We start from the raw sequence: 16,475 nt of genomic DNA, 5'->3' as shown, positions 1-16,475 counted from the left end.
GCTCTTTGCACGAAAAGGAGCAATCAGCGAGTCGTAGCGTAGCGGTCCATTTGAATCTGTAGAAGCGGCAGCGTTCGCCTTTGCCTCTGAATTTTCACCTTATAAGGTCTTATACAATCCAAAAATTCAGGGGCAACAGCGATCGAAAGATCAAATGGATCGCGGAGCGTCTCCTCACAACGAGATCCCCGCCTACATCCACAAACCCTGCCTCATTTTTAACCCTCTTACAATACCTTCTCCAAGAAACTAATGGTCCGCTCATTTTTCGGATTACCAAATACCTCTTGTGGCGTTCCTTCTTCTACGATGTAACCACCGTCCATAAACACGACACGGTCGCTTACTTCGCGTGCAAATCCCATCTCATGCGTTACGATCATCATCGTCATGCCTTCACGCGCCAGATCTTTCATTACGCCGAGCACTTCGCCCACCATTTCAGGATCGAGCGCCGAGGTAGGCTCGTCAAACAGCATAATGTCTGGGTTCATTGCCAGCGCACGTGCAATCGCCACACGCTGCTTCTGACCGCCGGAAAGCTGTCCTGGCAATGCATCTGCCTTATCGACCAAACCTACACGATCCAGCAGCTTCATAGCCGTTTCCCGGGCCTCTGCCTTGGACTGTTTGCCCAGTTCAGTCGGCGCGAACATAATGTTCTTGAGCACGGTCATATGCGGAAACAGATTGAAATGTTGAAATACCATACCTATATTTTCACGGACTTTGTTAATGTCCACGTTTTTGTCACTCAAGTTGTAGTCATCGACAATGACCTCACCTGCGGTAATTTCTTCAAGCATGTTCATACAACGCAAAAACGTACTTTTCCCCGAACCAGACGGGCCAATGACACACACAACTTCGCCTTCACGTACTTGCATGTCGATGCCCTTTAGCACTTGATTACTACCATAGCTTTTTTTCAGGTTTTTAACGATAATTTTACCCACGGCGAACTCTCCCTTCAAGACGGTTGGAAATTTTGGTCAGGACTGTAATGACGATAAGATACATCACCGCTACTACCAGCCAAATATCAAAGGATTGGAATGTCCGCGCAATAATGATCTTACCCGATTGGGTCAATTCGACCAAACCGATAACAGACAAAATGGACGTATCCTTCAACGTAATAACCAACTGATTGATAAACGACGGGATCATGATTTTCACAGCTTGTGGCAAAATGATTTTAAGCATAGCCGTCCGATAGGGTAGACCAAGCGAACGAGCTGCTTCCATTTGTCCCGGATCAATGGATTGAATACCACCACGGATGATCTCAGTTACATACGCACCCGCATTCAGGGATAACGTCAATACAGCCGCAACAAAAAGCGGCATTTTGAAATCCAGTGCCTGTGGAATACCAAAGTAAATAAAGAAAGCAAGCACGATCAGCGGAATACCGCGGAATATATCAACGAAAACAGTTGCAATACCACGGAACACCTTGTTATGGCTTACCTTCATAAAGCCAAACACCAATCCTAGGATAAAGGCTACGAGTAAAGATACAAGTGTGTACAGCAACGTATTTCCCATGCCCTTAATCAGCGAAGGCAGCGAAGCGGAAATCAGGCCCCAGCGGCTGGTTTCTACAGGCGCCACACCTTTGCCCGATTCGCCAAGGTATTTAGCCAAAATTTTATCGTATTCCCCGCTATTGCGCAGATTAACAAGCCCTGCATTAAATTTCTCCAGCAACTCTTGGTTCTTGCCTTGGTTAACAGCAAACCCGTAAGAAGCACCTTTTTCCTTATCTGTTACCAGCTTAAGGCCGTTATTCTGGTTTACACCGTATGCCAGTACCGGATAGTCATCAAAGCAGGCAACCGAATTACCTGTTTTAACTTCATCATACATTTGAGAAGAATCGTCGAACGGTACTGTAGTAAAGCCGTATTTGGCCTTAATGGATTCTGCGAATGTGTAACCTTCCGTTCCTGTTTTGACAGCGACACGCTGTCCTTTCAAGTCCTCATAGCGTTTAACCGTATCATTATCCTTGCGGACCGCCATGACGACGCCTGAATCAAAATAAGGCTCGGAAAAATCAAATTTCCGCTTGCGTTCATCGGTAATACTCATCCCGGCAATGACACCATCCACTTGATTCGTTTCAAGGGCCTGCACTGCCGCGTTAAAGCCAAGGGGCTTAATGGTATATTCAAAATTCTGATCCTTGGCAATAGCTGCCAGCAAATCCATGTCGATACCGACAAATTTACCATCTACATCTTCAAACTCAAAAGGCGCGAACGTTGTATCCGTGCCGATATCATACTTTGTTTTATTTTCTGCATGTGCCACTACACCGAAATTACCGGCCAGGGCAACCACAAAAAACAAACAAATCATGAGTGCTATTAGTTTTCTAGATTTTTGCATAATTTCCTCCAGTCAGTTGAACGGTTCAAAGTTTTCTGTTTATTCTACAGGAGTTATTAAAAATTGACTACTTTGATGTCAGGTATTTTTTGAAAAACGTTTCATGGAACTATCTGGATGTGTGAACTTTGAAGAAGCAGTTTTATCCCAGAATGCCAATAAGCCCCTGCCGCAAAAAGCGGACGGAAGCTTATTGTGTATTCTATAGTGTGTACCTTTTTTTCAAGAAATAATAATGAACTAAAAAAGAATTTTGAAAATCAATCCAGATAACAGTGCAGCAATCGGTATGGTTATCACCCAAGTAATAATAATTCGACCGGCCAGCGACCAGCGCACAGCGGAAAAGCGCTTCGCAGAACCCACACCCAAAATAGCCGAAGTAATGGCATGAGTAGTACTTACGGGCAAATGAAGCAATGTAGCTGTGAAAATAACAGAGGCTCCCGAAATGTCAGCTGCGAATCCGTTAATTGGCTCGATTTTAAAAATCTTGGTTCCCATCGTCTTGATGATTTTCCAGCCCCCGATAGACGTACCCAGCGCCATCGCTGTTGCGGCTGAAATTTTTACCCACATGGGTACTTCCAAATGGTCCTGATACCCCGCCGAAACGAGTGCGAATGTAATAATCCCCATCGCCTTTTGAGCATCATTCGTACCATGCGTGAACGACTGAAGCGCTGCTGTAATGACCTGCATTGTACGAAACCCTTTGTTCACCGTATGCGGACTACGATGAGCGAAGATATATTTTAAAATCATCATCACGATGTAACCGACAACAAAAGCAATCAACGGGGAGAAAATAAGTCCTTCGACAATCCCGATGAAGCCGCTCCAGTTTAATTTATCCGATCCCGCACCTACATACACCGCTCCAGCCAATGCACCAATCAATGCATGAGAAGAGGATGAAGGAATACCGAACCACCAGGTTAAGAGGTTCCAGATAATCGCAGCGATCAGCGTCGCAATGACGATATCAATTCCATTCGTAAGCTTGGTTGGATCAGCGACACTTCCACCAATGGTCTTCGCAACCCCTGTAAACAATATTGCCCCGAGAAAGTTCATGACCGCAGCCATAATAATCGCACGTCGCGGGGTCAATGCACGGGTCGATACCGAAGTTGCAATCGCGTTCGCCGTATCATGAAAACCATTAATAAAATCAAATGCCAGAGCAAGAAAAATAACAATACCTAATACCAATAAACTTGTATCCATGTAAAAGGACTCCCTTACGAGTTACGCATAATGATGGATTCCAGCATATTTGCAACATCCTCGCATGAATCCGTTGTCGTTTCAAGGCGTTCGTACAATTCTTTGCGTTTAATCAGTTCAATAGGGTCAGTTACAGTTGCAAACAGGTTTTTAATGCAAATACGCAACAATTCATCCCCCTGATTTTCCAAATCATTCAGGCGAATAGTGTATTCACGAATGGCCAGCAATTTTTTCTGTGAAAGCAAATGCACAGCTTTCTGAATTTCGTAAGCAGATTGACGCAAAATATCAGCGAACTGCACAATATACTCGTCCGGCTCCGTAATATTGTACATATAAAAACGAGAAGCCGTCGCTTCAAGACCGTCCAACACATCATCCATGGTTGTTGTCAGTTCCATGATGTCGTCGCGTTCCAACGGCGTAATGAAGGTCTTGTTCAGCTCAGTAATAATCGTGTGTGTGTAATCATCACACTTATTTTCATACTTCTTCATTTCATTTGTAAACAAAGTTACATCCTGAAGATTTGAAGTATGTTGGGCAAAATAATCGGCTGCTTGCACGATCGTATCTGCCATATTTTCCAACGTCTCGAAGAATATATCCTTTTTCTTCAATCTCATAACGATTACCCCTTTACGAAAATATCCGCAACCTGTTTCGACTGCAATAGACAACCTTTGCTATCTTATCACACTCATCAATGTTTTTGTAATGTTTGTAAAAGCAAATTTAATGATATACGTATACATTGCCCGACATGGAAGGTCATTATCCGACATTTTTTCCCTAAAAAGGTGTATTTCGTTTTCTAATTTGCTTCTATGGTTACATGTTCCTTTAGTGAAGTATCTGCAGGTACCACATGTATATAGGATGTACCTGGTGTTAACGGGATTTCAACCCCATTTTTCATAAAACGAATCGCATCACCTGGTGTATGTTGCCACTCAGCCTGTATTAACCGTCCTTGTTGAAACACCATGGCCTCTCCGCTACCGTCCAACTCAACACTTAATCTGCCTACATCATCCAACGTTCGATGTCTAGCGCTCATCACAATGACATTGGCTGCTGAGAGCTGTTGGTTATTATTTTGATCCACATGTGACTTTTCGTTCACAAAACGCTTATATTGTTGATCCGCTGGATCATAGGTATAAGATACCCGATAGCTTTTAAGCAAAAACCGAATTTGTAAAGATGATGCAGTCTCGTCCACCATAACTGGGGTTTCACCGGATTTGAGGTAAGAATATACTGGAACGTCCGTCTGCTTGGCATACCCTTTACTATCGCTTCCTTTGCGCAGTCTGTTCACGTCTGTGTATAAATTATGTGGAGGACGACGATCTTTGCTTCGCCAGAAGTAAGCCCCTCCATTTGAAATCTCATCCAGATGTTCCTTCCGCTGCTGCTGTAAAATCGCATAGGCATCTGTGCTTCCCCCTGCGTGTATCGGCAACGCACCATAGGTTTCGCCCAGCTCAATCAAATACGGTCGAATGCTACGGACCGGTCCGATCTTTACATCTCCGCCATGACTTTGGAAAAAAGCGACCAGACGGGTAATCCCACCTTCTGCAAGAACTTCATATACCATGTCTGCCTGGCTAAGTCCTGCCTGTGGACGTGCAGCCGGAGCATTGTTGATCATGACAGCGAGCGGTCGCTCCAAAACTGGCTGCTCCACCGGAAGACCGGTGAGCGGAGCTGTAAATGCCGGAATAGACTGCTCCTTCGGCGGTTCAAGTGCCTCCTTCTCTGTTTCTTGCTTGGTCAGTTGGGGAACGGATTCAGATTCACCCGTATTGGACATAGCAGAACAAGACATCAGCGTCATGCATAACAGAGCTGAGGCCATCACACGCAACCAATGATTTCGTTGGGAAATGGGCCCGGACAAGTTCATCCCTCCACTTAGTTATTTTTCTCATTATAAGCTTTATTTCCTGTTTTTGTCTTGATTGAAGCATGACCAATCTATAGAATACTTATCTGAAGACATTAAAATTTAAAAAATATTTAGACTTTGTGATTTTTATCACAAATAACTGTAACTGAACCTACTACAATAAAGGTGTAGCAAAGATGATCATCCCCAACAAAATGAAATACAACCAACATTATAGATTAAGAAAGAGGAGTGGTTTGAATGTTTAACAGCTGGTTACGTGAGAACAAAGTCGCAATGTGGTTGCTGACTGTAGTACGGGTTTATCTAGGGTATGAATGGATGACCCACGGACTTGAAAAGCTGACAGGTGGATTCGATGCAGGCGGATTTATCTCGGGGGCCATTGCTAAAACAGGTGGAGACCATCCCGCTGTACAAGGCTGGTGGGGATCGTTCCTCGAAGCCTTTGCCCTGCCGAATGTAGGTTTGTTCAACGTCCTGATCCCATTGGGTGAGTTCTTGGTAGGGGTTGGCCTGCTTCTCGGTACATTGACTACACTGGCTGCTTTGATGGCTATGGTTATGAACTTCTCGTTCCTGTTCTCGGGTACAGTAAGCACCAATGCAATCTACCTGCTGTTTGAAATCTTCCTTGTAGTTGCTGGTGCAAATGCCGGAAGAATTGGCTTTGACCGTTGGGTACTGCCCTTCCTGCGTGGACTGTTTCGTAAAAATAAAGATACCTTTCCAGCGGACCCTAGCCGAAAAATAGCTTAAACATCCCAAAATAACCGTTATCCTCCGGGGTAATGGTTATTTTTTTTGTGCTGTTATGCTCACAAGAGGTCTTTCAGCTCCTTCTAACTCGGACTCTTTTATCGGATTCATCATCCCCTCCAAACGTTTACAAGTTGGATACAACATGGAATGCTCACGATACATTTACCCTATACACTACAGTTACATCAAAGAACGTAATGGAGGGTTATATCATGAAAAAAATTACCAAAGCCTATCTCATGCTCGCAGCCGTAACTTTCACAGTGCAAACTATGGGATTGGGATATACGACATCAGCCAAAGCGGCGACGTCTACTATGACATCTCAGGCAGAAAGTGTACAACATATCTCCAAGACCTTCGAGCAGCTACTACGCCAACCCGGCAAGCTACCTCAGGCATTCACTTATTTGCAAAAGCATATTCAAACCATTCCAGCCTCTCAAGCTACCATCATGGTGCTTCATCTGGAAAATGCACAGAACCAGCAATTGGATTCCTATGCAAAGACCTTATACCCGGCCTCTGTTCAAACCAAAATAAATCAAATCTATAAACCCGGTGATTCGTTCACAAATGTAATCATCCGTTCAAGCGATGTGAACCTGAAAAAGTTGCTAACTCAAACAAGAGATGCCGGCTACAAACTTGAAACTGCAGAAGGCATGTACTACCCAGTCATCAACTATGAAAAATATAAAGTCTTCGGGAAGCACACCACGACAGATATCCGCAGCTATATTGACATCATGGCGATGGAATCCGGACAGGCGGCTACCAAGGATGCCGCGCTCCGTATCGGCTATCAACAGTTAGCCGGACGAGTGCTGGCACAGGAGGCATTTTTAAACCAATATCCTCATTCCAACCGTACACAAGCTATAAAAAAATTGCACGATCTGTACTTCTTCTATACTTTCTATGGCACGAACAATACGCCATTATTCGATTATGATACCGGGAAGATTCATCCGAATGCCAAAAAAGGGTATCAATTCGTCGTTCAACGTAATATGGATTCGAAGAGTACCTACATTCAAAAGCTGAAAGCATTTATGACACTGTTGGATCAAAATGGAGATCAGCGTACTACGCAGGTATCCACTTGGCTAAAAAAGAACGTGCCTTCTAATTAATCAAAGACGCAAAATACACAAAAGAACTTCCATTCCCACAGACCATGTGGATTCGGAAGTTCTTTTTTTACATTTACGTATCACTTTCTTGACCAAAAGCCCAACAATTGAGACTCAACGAGCCAAGGACATACGACTGAAAAAGCTTATGCGCAGAGCGCTCATGATCCGCAGCCCCCATCGCATAAAACAAAGGTGAAAAATGCTCTATTCCATAAGAAGGTACCGCCTGTTTGGCATATGGAGCCTTTTTGTCATATTGGAATAGGTGACGCAAATTCCAGTCTTGGAGCTGCTGTGCAATCCAGTCATCATATTGAACGGCCCAATCGGCTGGCTCACTCGTCTGCTTGAGTGTCCGCAAGTTGTGGACCAATCCGCCGCTACCGATAATCAAAATCCCTTGTTCTCGCAAAGGCGCCAGCATCCGTCCAATCTCGTATTGCTCCTGGGGAGCGCGCCGAGAATCAATGGATAAGGGGACGACCGGTATGTCCGCATCAGGATATATATGCCGCAAAACCACCCATGCTCCATGATCCAGTCCTCGGTTCCGAACCGGCTGGTGGAACAGGTTATGCTGACTGAACAGATGCTCTATCTCCTCATACAGCTTCGGATCGCCTGGTGCAGGGTAATCGATTGAGTACATTTCTTCGGGAAAGCCATAGAAATCGTGCAACGCTGCATGCTGATCATCCGCGCCGATACATTGATCGGGGCTATCCCAATGCGCGGAAAAAATGACAATTCCTTTGGGTCGGGGCAGGCTCGCGCCCAGCTTTGCAAGAAAGCTGGTATATGCGTTATTTTCTACAGCCAGTGTCGGTGAACCATGCGCAACAAAAATTGAGGGTAATGTCATCGCTGCCAACCTCCACACGCCAGTATAGTGTTACTCTTCCATTTTACTCCGGCGGAGGCGCAATTTCCAATACAATCCGTTACACACTGAAGTCAGATCATCCAGTGCTGCCAATCCCGTTGAATATTTTCCTGTTCATCCAGCCATTCAAGTGTCCGATCAATGAGCCGTTGCCGCTCTTTACCTGACGAGAAAGTGTGATCCCCCTGGAAAATAATCTCTTTATCACAGCGTCCCTCTGGACGCATCCAGAATATCTTTTGAAACAGAAATGCATAATCCACAGGAATAATATCATCCGAGGTGCCATGAACAACGAGCACATCTCCGTTAAATTTAACGGCCTCCTGGAACGGCTGAAATTGAGCTAACGACTCAAAATAAGCAGGCGTAAACTTATAGCCCAAATAGTCGGCATGACCGGTTTTAACAGACTCATCGTACACGCTTCGCTCCGTAATTTTGACGATGTCGTTGAATGGATAGCCCACTGCTGACCAAAGAACCAGATTTTGTACTCTCTTATCCCGTACGGCTGTGAGAAGGGCAACCGCGCCCCCCAGACTGTGACCGATCAGCGTCACCTTGGTTGGGTCAATGTCCGCACAATTGACGGCGTAATCCAACACGGTACGTGTCTGATTAATCATGGATTCGAGCCCCTGCTTGCCGTATTCACCTGTGCTTTCCCCACAACCGGCAAAATCAAAGCGCAGGACAAAGTATCCCCCTTCGGCCAGTTCACGCGCAGTCTTGACGAATAATCGATCTACTCCGATACGATTGCCCACAAAACCGTGACATATAACAACGAGGGGAACTCGTCTCTGACGCTCTCCCTCATTTGTACGGTTTGGATAATGAATTGTTGCGGCCAGCTCTTCATGTTCAAAGCGAATTCCAATTTGCCGTTCCATCCTGATTCCCCCTGTTTCAAGCTTCACTACACATTTATGAATTCAAGCTCATATAGTAACGTGGAATATCCATCCAGGATATTCATTCACTTTAATTCCGATAAGTTTAATAAGTTTTATAGTAAAGTCAGTCTATCATCGCCCTGCTTCCTTGTCAACCTGTCAGTTCACATCGTTAAAAAAGTAAACAAATAGCGCTCCCCGGTGCGATTCCGGAGAACGCTATACTACACTTATTAGAGTGAATCCACTACATTAAAGTAGACATTCGTTATTCGTAGCTGTTCCTAAACATTTGGTGGGTCTCCGTTCGTCCCTCCCACTCCAGCTTACAAGAGGCGCCGTTATGTTCATCCTCATGCCACAGGCTGCGGTAGTTCTGTGCACCTAGTTCACCTGCAAATTCTGTATCCTCAGCCACTTCAATATCGTCCAGTATACGGTAGGTTGGAGAAGTTCCTTGAACACTCCGGTGACTCACATTTGTAGACGAGGCCACCCCGCTATTCCTGTTCGAAGCGTTTGCTAATCGTTTTTGGACTGAATAATCTGCCTGGTTCTCCAGTTTCATGATGCCACACCCTCTTAACGTTTATATTCAGGTTGCTCTATGTGCTCACCCTGTATCCAGTTTGAGGAGAATGCAGCGGTAATATACATTTTATAGATAAAGTCTTTTGCCATCCGACGCTTCCTCACGTATACTGTCTTTGTTACGAAATGGCGGTTCCATCAGCTCGGGATACGCTCATAAAGCAGGAGGAAGAAATGAATAAAGCAAAAAATTATACGCTTATTGCATGGATTGCCTTGTCTATGTTTTTTTTGACACAGGCAATTATCGGATGGTTTGTCACCTTTACAGGTGGGGATATCAAACCCTTTGAAAAAATCAGCCTATCCACCCTTATCATCATCGCCGCAGGAGCCATTCTACTCGTTGAAGCCCTGATGAATTTTATGGACCGTCCCGAAGAAGGCGAGGAGACACAACAGCCAGACCATGCCCCTGTAAAGCCCCAGATGAATCTCAAATCCATCTTGATGTATGTTGTGTTAGTTGTCGTGATTCTTGTCGCCGGACTGGCGCTGCGCAGTGTACTGCCGGTATTCAGGATCTCACCTTGGGTAAATTTAATTCTCGCCGCCATCGGCTTTATTGGACTCAAACCGATTTTTCTGCGTAAAAAGCGTTCATAGCCCGCAATTCTCATTATATGGAGCTGCCTCATTTTGGATCATAGCAGCTCCTTTTCATTTCGATCAGGCAACCGACTTACAGCTTGAGCGTGCGCCAAAAAGCCGTATTCCTGGCCTGCAAGAAGCTGCATGGGGGAATACGGCTTGATATACTTTAAAACTTATTTGGAAAATAGTTGTTCTGCATTATCCAGAGCAATTTTATGTCCCATCGCGGAATAGTCCAGCCAAGGCTGTCCGTCCAACATGTAGACATGCCCTTGCTTCACCGCTTTGAGACCTTGCCATACTGTATTTCCTTCCAGCTGTTTGTATACCTTTTGGGCATCAACGCCTTTACTGATGATAACAAGGATCGCATCGGCATCATAATCCGGTAAAACCTCTTGGGAAACAACTTGATAAGCCTTGTTGATCTTTTCTACACCCTTGGCTGGCTTTAAACCCAAGTCCTGATACAACAGCGGTCCTACGGGACGCTTCATCCCCATAACACGAACCTCTTTCGCCGTCACACGTACAGCCATAACCGTTCCGTCCCCAATTTTTGAATGAATCAGCTTTTTGACTCGTTCCTTCTGTGTATCATAATCTTTTAGAAATGCGTCTGCCTGTGCTTCATGTTTGACCATAGCAGCTATTTTTTTCAATTGATCCTTCCATGTGCCTTCATCCAGATCAAAAACTTCGGTCGGCGCAATTTTTTCAAACTTGGCCACATCGGTTCCCGAATATTTTTTGTCCAAAAAAATATGATCAGGTTGAAGTTCCAATACCGCTTCCATATCCGGGTCTGTGACAACACCTAGCTTACGTGTAGTTTGAAGACGATCTTTTACATGGGGCAGAAAATCCTTCACATCTCCACCAATGACCGAACCAGCCGGAGTAATGCCCAATGCCAGCAGGTTGTTCGTCAAATGAATAGACATCGAAGCAATACGCGAATCCGCACTAATGGTTGTCTGCGCACTGCCAGCCGCTTTCGTATCTGTAGCCTGTTTGTCGGCTGCTTGTCCGCAAGCGGACAGCATGATCATGCATACAACAAGAGTTGTGACTACCCATGAACGTTTAAAATCTGAACCCTCAAATTTGTGCTTTCTCATGATTACTCTCTCCTATACTACAGAAACTCTACATTATAATGATCAATATAGAAGGCTTCTGCTTAGTTATTAATTTCAGCGGGTTGCATCATTTGCATCATATGATTTCATATGTACCTATTCCTTCTGTCATTTTGTTCGGGACAACAGGAATAAAAAATACGGAGCTCCTACCACAGCAACCACCACACCTGCGGGAATCGCATTCGGCTGAAACACCGAGCGCCCAATCGTGTCTGCGGTGACCAGAATAACGACCCCGACCAAACAGGCTACTGGCAGCAAATGCTGGTACATCGGCCCAACCAGACGGCGAGCCAGATGAGGCGCAATCAGCCCAATAAAACCGATGCCTCCAGCCATGGATACGCTGGCACTGGATAGAGCCACGGCTGCGCCCAGCAGTAATAGACGCTGGCGCTTCACATTTGTGCCGATTCCAGCTGCGGTCTCGTCGCCCAACGACAGATTGTTCAGACTGCGCGTCTGCGACAGAACGTAGGGTAATACAATGACTATCCAAGGCAACAAAGCCGCTGCGTGTATCCAATCCCGGCCCCAAACGCTGCCAGCCAACCAACGTGCAGTAAATGCGTACGTATCCTCATCCAGCCGCAACGACCAATACAGCGTTATGGCGCTAAGACCCGAGGCTACACCGATGCCGGACAAAATCAGACGCACCGGCACGATTCCTCTGCTGCGGTTATAGGACAACAAAACAATTAGCACCGCCGCAATGACACCTCCTGCAAAGGTAAACAAGGGGATCAGAACGGCGGCCGATCCGTCCAGGTCGCGAAAAAAGCTAACGAACATCACCAGTCCCAACGCAGCCCCCGCATGAAGACCGAGCACTCCCGGATCAGCAAGTGCGTTCCGTGACAAGCCTTGCATGACCGCCCCGGCTGCGCCTAGTCCCGCTCCAGCTAGCACCGTTACAACAATACGAGGCAGACGATATTCGAACAGAACGATATGATCACGTCCGTTGCCACCGCCAAACAACGTATCCAGCACGCGTAGCGGTGGAATACGAATCGTTCCGGTATTCAAACCCAAAACAAGGACAGCAAAGCTGATCCCCGCCAATACCAAACAAACGAGCCAAGCCTTTTTCGTTCTTGTGTCCCCAATCCCTAAAGAGCGACTCACTATAAATCCCTCCTTTCCTTACGGGCGAGAAAGAGGAAAAAGGGTACTCCGATAAAAGACACCATAATCCCAATAGCTAGCTCCTCTGGCGGATTTGCCATTCTCGCTCCCAAATCTGCCAGCACCAGTAATACGGCTCCCAATAACGCAGACAGCGGCACGATCTGGCGATAATCCACACCGATTAGCTTGCGAGCGATATGTGGGATAACCAAACCTACAAAGCCGATGGCTCCGGCAGCCGATACAGATAGGCCGGCCAGTACCACTACAGTCAGCAGACCCAAAAGTTGGATACGCCTGAGATTCAACCCAAGGTTTAACGCCACCTCATCGCCCATCGAAATCAGCGAAATGGAACGTGCCAGCCCCATAGACCAGACGATCACAATAAGCAAAATCGGTGCAAGAATCTCAAGCTGCGACCATTTAATCCCGGCTACACCACCCGCATACCAGAAGGCTAAATCCTGACTTAGATCAAAATAAATCGCAATCCCCGAAGTCATGGAACCTAACAAGGCAGCCGTGACAGCTCCAGACACCGTCAATCTCATAGGTGTCAATCCTCCCGGTGCAGATGCTCCCAGACCAAATACTAGTAAGGTACTCATCAGCGCCCCTAGGAACGACAATACTATTAACGCCCCATAAGGTAGATTGGGGAAAAAGGCAAAACTCACTGCAACTACAAACATCGCTCCTGCGTTAATGCCCAGCACACCTGTATCTCCCAGCGGGTTGTGTGTAATACCCTGAATCAGAGAGCCTGCCACCGCCAGCGCAGCTCCAATAACAGCTGCACCGAGTACACGCGGTAATCTCAGCTCGTGAATGATCTGATGTGTCATTAGCGAACGATCATAGTGAAATACTGCCGACCACACGGTGCTTACGGTCAAGTGCTTGGCTCCAAAAGAAATGGCGGCGAATATGGCCAAAGCCAACAATACAGCCGAAGCTGTGAACAACAACGCCTGCCGAATCCTACCCGCTCGAAGCACTGGAGGTGCTGTTATGACTACTTTAGGAACTTCCCTCTCTGTCAGAGCTGTATGTTTGTCCATGCTGTCTTTGGACTGCATTTGGTGAGGTCACTCCCTCCATACTTGAAAATCATCACGTCTCTTATAACGATAATGATAATTATTATCAACTTGATACATAATAGCATGTTTCTATGACATTGCAAGCCAAAAACTGTTCCCCCTTAGGAGGAACAGTTTTTGAATATATCTATATGATTTTACTGCACAAATGACTCCAAACGGTCCTCTCTTTAGTACGTAGGCCAGCCTGCCGAATCCCATTTCAAATCACTAATCAGAAGCTTTGGATTTCCACCATCAGTGGCATCATAGGCATGACGTGCAATCACACTGTTGTTATAGACAGATTGTCCACCCGGTCCCTTCCAACGGTCATTCCCTGCATCCAGTATCGTTCCACCGCCATCCATCAGGCTTTTGCCGCTCTTGTCCACATACGGTCCGGTAATACTAGTAGAGCGACCGTAAATAATCTTATAATTACTGTCTACGCCTTTGCAGCAGTTATCAATGGAAGCAAACAGATAATAATAGCCGTCGCGGTATGTAACATGTGGCGCTTCCAAACCACCAGCCGTACGCTTGGCGATAGAATAGATCTGGCCCGTAGGCTTCATCGTATTCTTGTCCAATCGAGTCACTTTCAAGCCTGAATTCCATGAACCAAAGGAAAGCCAAGGGTTACCGGAAGCGTCAATGACGAGATTTGGGTCAATAGCATTATAATCGTTAGCATCCGTCGTACGCAGCACTAGTCCATCATCTCTCCAGCTCCCCGCGCCAATGCTCGTTGCGGAAGCTAGTCCGATAGCCGAGGTCCGGGCACCAAAAGTAGAAATGGAATAGTACAGCCATACCCGTCCATTATACTTTTGAGCATCCGGTGCCCATACATCGTTAGTCTTTTGCTTAGGTACATACGATTTCCACCATGATGGCGGTGACAGGAATATTTGCGGCAATCTGTAAAAATTGCGTCCGTCATCCGATCTTTGAACCTGTATCCCCTGCCCTGTGGAGAAAATATACCATGCGTTGCCTTCCTTCGTAATGGACGGATCATGCACTGCCACATCGCCAGTTAACGCCCAATGCTCTGCGGATGCAGATGGCATCACTGACAGCATTAAAGCAGCCGAGGTTACGGCAGCAAACGCCGTTCGGGTCAATTTACTCTGTACTGATTTTTTCCATGCTTTCAACATTCTTTCGCACCTCCGAATGAGTATCTTATAATGAAATTCAGGTGACACACCTATTACATTAGTGTTTATACTTATGAAGTTACCCATATATTAACCTATCAACTTCAGTTTTGTAAACGCTTTATTTCAAATAAAAAGAAATTCATAAACTACGCATAACACTATACATACGAGGATTTTGCAAAATCCTGATACAAAAAAGGAGCCCGTAGGCTCCTTTTCAAATTAACATATTAAATAGATTTTCGTTTTTGTTCAGTTCCGTATATTTAAGCCCCTTGCGGTTCATTCGTTCAATTAAAGGAAGATAGTCATCCTTGTGGAACAGCTCAATGCCGACCAGAGCTGGTCCATTTTCCTTATCATTCTTTTTCGTATATTCAAACCTAGTAATATCGTCGTCTGGTCCAAGCACATCCTGTAGAAACTCACGCAGTGCCCCAGCTCTTTGCGGGAAATTCACCATAAAATAATGCTTCAGTCCTTCGTAAATGAGGGACCGTTCCTTAATCTCCTGCATACGATCTATATCGTTGTTACCACCGCTGACGATACAGACAACCGTTTTGCCTTGAATCTGCTCGCGATACAGATCAAGTGCTGCAACAGGCAGTGAACCCGCAGGCTCCACAACAATCGCATTTTCATTATACAGCTCCAGAATCGCGGTACATGCTTTACCTTCCGGTACCTTCACAATATCGTCCAAGGTATGCTTACAAATATCGTATGTCAGCTGACCCACACGCTTCACTGCAGCTCCGTCAACAAACTTGTCTATTTGATCCAGTGTAACCACCTTGTGCACACGCATCGCTTCCGTCATCGACGCCGCGCCGAGGGGTTCCACGCCAATTACCTTGGTGGATGGACTCACGGTTTTAACATACGTACCTACGCCTGCCGCCAAACCGCCGCCGCCAATCGTTACGAACACATAGTCCATAGGTGTATCTAGGCTCTCCATCACTTCCATCGCAATCGTACCATTGCCCGCAATAATTTTCGGCTGATCGAACGGATGGATGAAGGTCATTGCCTGCTCGCTGCACACCTTCATGGCCTCGTCATAGGCATCGTCAAACGTGTCTCCGGTCAGAATGACCTCTACACTGTTACCGCCAAAGCGACGAACCTGCTTGACCTTCTGGTTGGGCGTTGTACTCGGCATAAATATTTTACCGTGGATACCAAGAGCATTACATGAAAAAGCCACACCTTGCGCATGATTCCCTGCACTCGCACACACGATTCCTTTTTCCATTTGCTCAGGGGTCAAGCTACGGATCATGTTGTAAGCTCCACGGATTTTAAAGGACCGCACGACTTGGAGATCCTCTCTTTTCAGATACACATTACAGTTATATTTGGCCGATAGGACGGCATCCCTCTGTAAAGGTGTACGTACAATCACCTCACGCAGCATATGATGCGCTCGTACAATATCCTCCATGCCAACGGTTGACGCCATGGTCGGGTCAGTTTTCTGGGTTTCTGTTGGTTCCATAGGTTCTCCACGCTCCGCCTGA

At 46.0% G+C, this 16,475-nt stretch carries 16 protein-coding genes; 3 read left to right on the top strand and 13 right to left on the bottom strand.

Annotated features, from left to right (window positions below; all coding sequences use genetic code 11):
• Positions 1-227 precede the first annotated feature (227 nt).
• The 5 genes from NSQ58_RS18030 to NSQ58_RS18010 form a co-directional block, all read right to left on the bottom strand.
• Entirely contained in the window at positions 228-956 is a 729-nt protein-coding gene (locus tag NSQ58_RS18030; RefSeq protein ID WP_023987087.1) for an amino acid ABC transporter ATP-binding protein, read from the bottom strand.
• Complete coding sequence (locus tag NSQ58_RS18025; protein ID WP_023987086.1) at positions 949-2,397, bottom strand: amino acid ABC transporter substrate-binding protein/permease; 1,449 nt, start codon at positions 2,395-2,397, stop codon at positions 949-951. Before NSQ58_RS18025 ends, NSQ58_RS18030 begins: the two co-directional genes overlap by 8 nt.
• Before the next feature lie 240 nt (positions 2,398-2,637).
• A complete protein-coding gene (locus NSQ58_RS18020; RefSeq protein ID WP_023987085.1) occupies positions 2,638-3,627 on the bottom strand; it encodes an inorganic phosphate transporter in 990 nt (329 codons plus the stop codon).
• 14 nt (positions 3,628-3,641) lie between these two features.
• On the bottom strand, positions 3,642-4,256 hold the full coding sequence (locus tag NSQ58_RS18015; RefSeq protein WP_007428879.1) for a DUF47 domain-containing protein: 615 nt from the start codon (positions 4,254-4,256) through the stop codon (positions 3,642-3,644).
• Between the two features lie 188 nt (positions 4,257-4,444).
• Positions 4,445-5,539, bottom strand: coding sequence for a DUF3048 domain-containing protein (locus NSQ58_RS18010; protein WP_023987084.1), 1,095 nt, complete (start codon positions 5,537-5,539; stop codon positions 4,445-4,447).
• Positions 5,540-5,788: 249 nt separating this feature from the next.
• Between NSQ58_RS18010 and NSQ58_RS18005 the strand changes: the two genes are divergently transcribed.
• Both NSQ58_RS18005 and NSQ58_RS18000 read left to right on the top strand, forming a co-directional pair.
• Positions 5,789-6,307 carry a DoxX family membrane protein gene (locus NSQ58_RS18005; protein ID WP_023987083.1) on the top strand — a complete coding sequence of 173 codons (519 nt, stop codon included), beginning with the start codon at positions 5,789-5,791 and terminating at the stop codon, positions 6,305-6,307.
• A 215-nt stretch (positions 6,308-6,522) separates the two neighbouring features.
• A complete protein-coding gene (locus NSQ58_RS18000) occupies positions 6,523-7,446 on the top strand; it encodes a hypothetical protein (RefSeq protein ID WP_341057963.1) in 924 nt (307 codons plus the stop codon).
• Between the two features lie 73 nt (positions 7,447-7,519).
• Here the strand turns inward: NSQ58_RS18000 and NSQ58_RS17995 are convergent, their stop codons facing one another.
• The 3 genes from NSQ58_RS17995 to NSQ58_RS17985 form a co-directional block, all read right to left on the bottom strand.
• On the bottom strand, positions 7,520-8,311 hold the full coding sequence (locus NSQ58_RS17995; RefSeq protein WP_023987081.1) for a dioxygenase family protein: 792 nt from the start codon (positions 8,309-8,311) through the stop codon (positions 7,520-7,522).
• Between the two features lie 92 nt (positions 8,312-8,403).
• Positions 8,404-9,228 carry an alpha/beta hydrolase gene (locus NSQ58_RS17990; protein ID WP_023987080.1) on the bottom strand — a complete coding sequence of 275 codons (825 nt, stop codon included), beginning with the start codon at positions 9,226-9,228 and terminating at the stop codon, positions 8,404-8,406.
• A 271-nt stretch (positions 9,229-9,499) separates the two neighbouring features.
• Entirely contained in the window at positions 9,500-9,799 is a 300-nt protein-coding gene (locus tag NSQ58_RS17985; protein ID WP_023987079.1) for a hypothetical protein, read from the bottom strand.
• Positions 9,800-9,996: 197 nt separating this feature from the next.
• On the opposite strand from NSQ58_RS17985, the gene NSQ58_RS17980 reads away from it, so the two are divergent.
• Positions 9,997-10,428, top strand: a complete 432-nt coding sequence (locus NSQ58_RS17980; protein ID WP_013308831.1) for a hypothetical protein — start codon at positions 9,997-9,999, stop codon at positions 10,426-10,428.
• 161 nt (positions 10,429-10,589) lie between these two features.
• On the opposite strand, the gene NSQ58_RS17975 is transcribed toward NSQ58_RS17980, so the two are convergent.
• From NSQ58_RS17975 to ilvA, 5 genes are all read right to left on the bottom strand, one after another.
• On the bottom strand, positions 10,590-11,537 hold the full coding sequence (locus NSQ58_RS17975) for an ABC transporter substrate-binding protein (protein WP_340981557.1): 948 nt from the start codon (positions 11,535-11,537) through the stop codon (positions 10,590-10,592).
• 129 nt (positions 11,538-11,666) lie between these two features.
• On the bottom strand, positions 11,667-12,692 hold the full coding sequence (locus tag NSQ58_RS17970) for a FecCD family ABC transporter permease (RefSeq protein ID WP_049828453.1): 1,026 nt from the start codon (positions 12,690-12,692) through the stop codon (positions 11,667-11,669).
• Complete coding sequence (locus NSQ58_RS17965; protein WP_340981558.1) at positions 12,692-13,777, bottom strand: FecCD family ABC transporter permease; 1,086 nt, start codon at positions 13,775-13,777, stop codon at positions 12,692-12,694. The genes NSQ58_RS17970 and NSQ58_RS17965 overlap by 1 nt, the downstream gene beginning before the upstream one ends.
• Positions 13,778-13,971: 194 nt before the next feature.
• Complete coding sequence (locus tag NSQ58_RS17960; RefSeq protein ID WP_023987074.1) at positions 13,972-14,946, bottom strand: glycoside hydrolase family 43 protein; 975 nt, start codon at positions 14,944-14,946, stop codon at positions 13,972-13,974.
• A gap of 220 nt (positions 14,947-15,166) precedes the next feature.
• Entirely contained in the window at positions 15,167-16,453 is a 1,287-nt protein-coding gene (gene ilvA, locus NSQ58_RS17955) for a threonine ammonia-lyase IlvA (RefSeq protein ID WP_053326531.1), read from the bottom strand.
• Positions 16,454-16,475 lie beyond the last annotated feature (22 nt).

The organism is Paenibacillus sp. FSL M7-0134 (genome assembly GCF_038007865.1).
GTDB lineage: Bacteria > Bacillota > Bacilli > Paenibacillales > Paenibacillaceae > Paenibacillus > Paenibacillus polymyxa_B.
The sequence above is the reverse complement of the archived record's forward strand: the minus strand, read 5'-3'. Positions and strand labels throughout refer to the sequence as shown.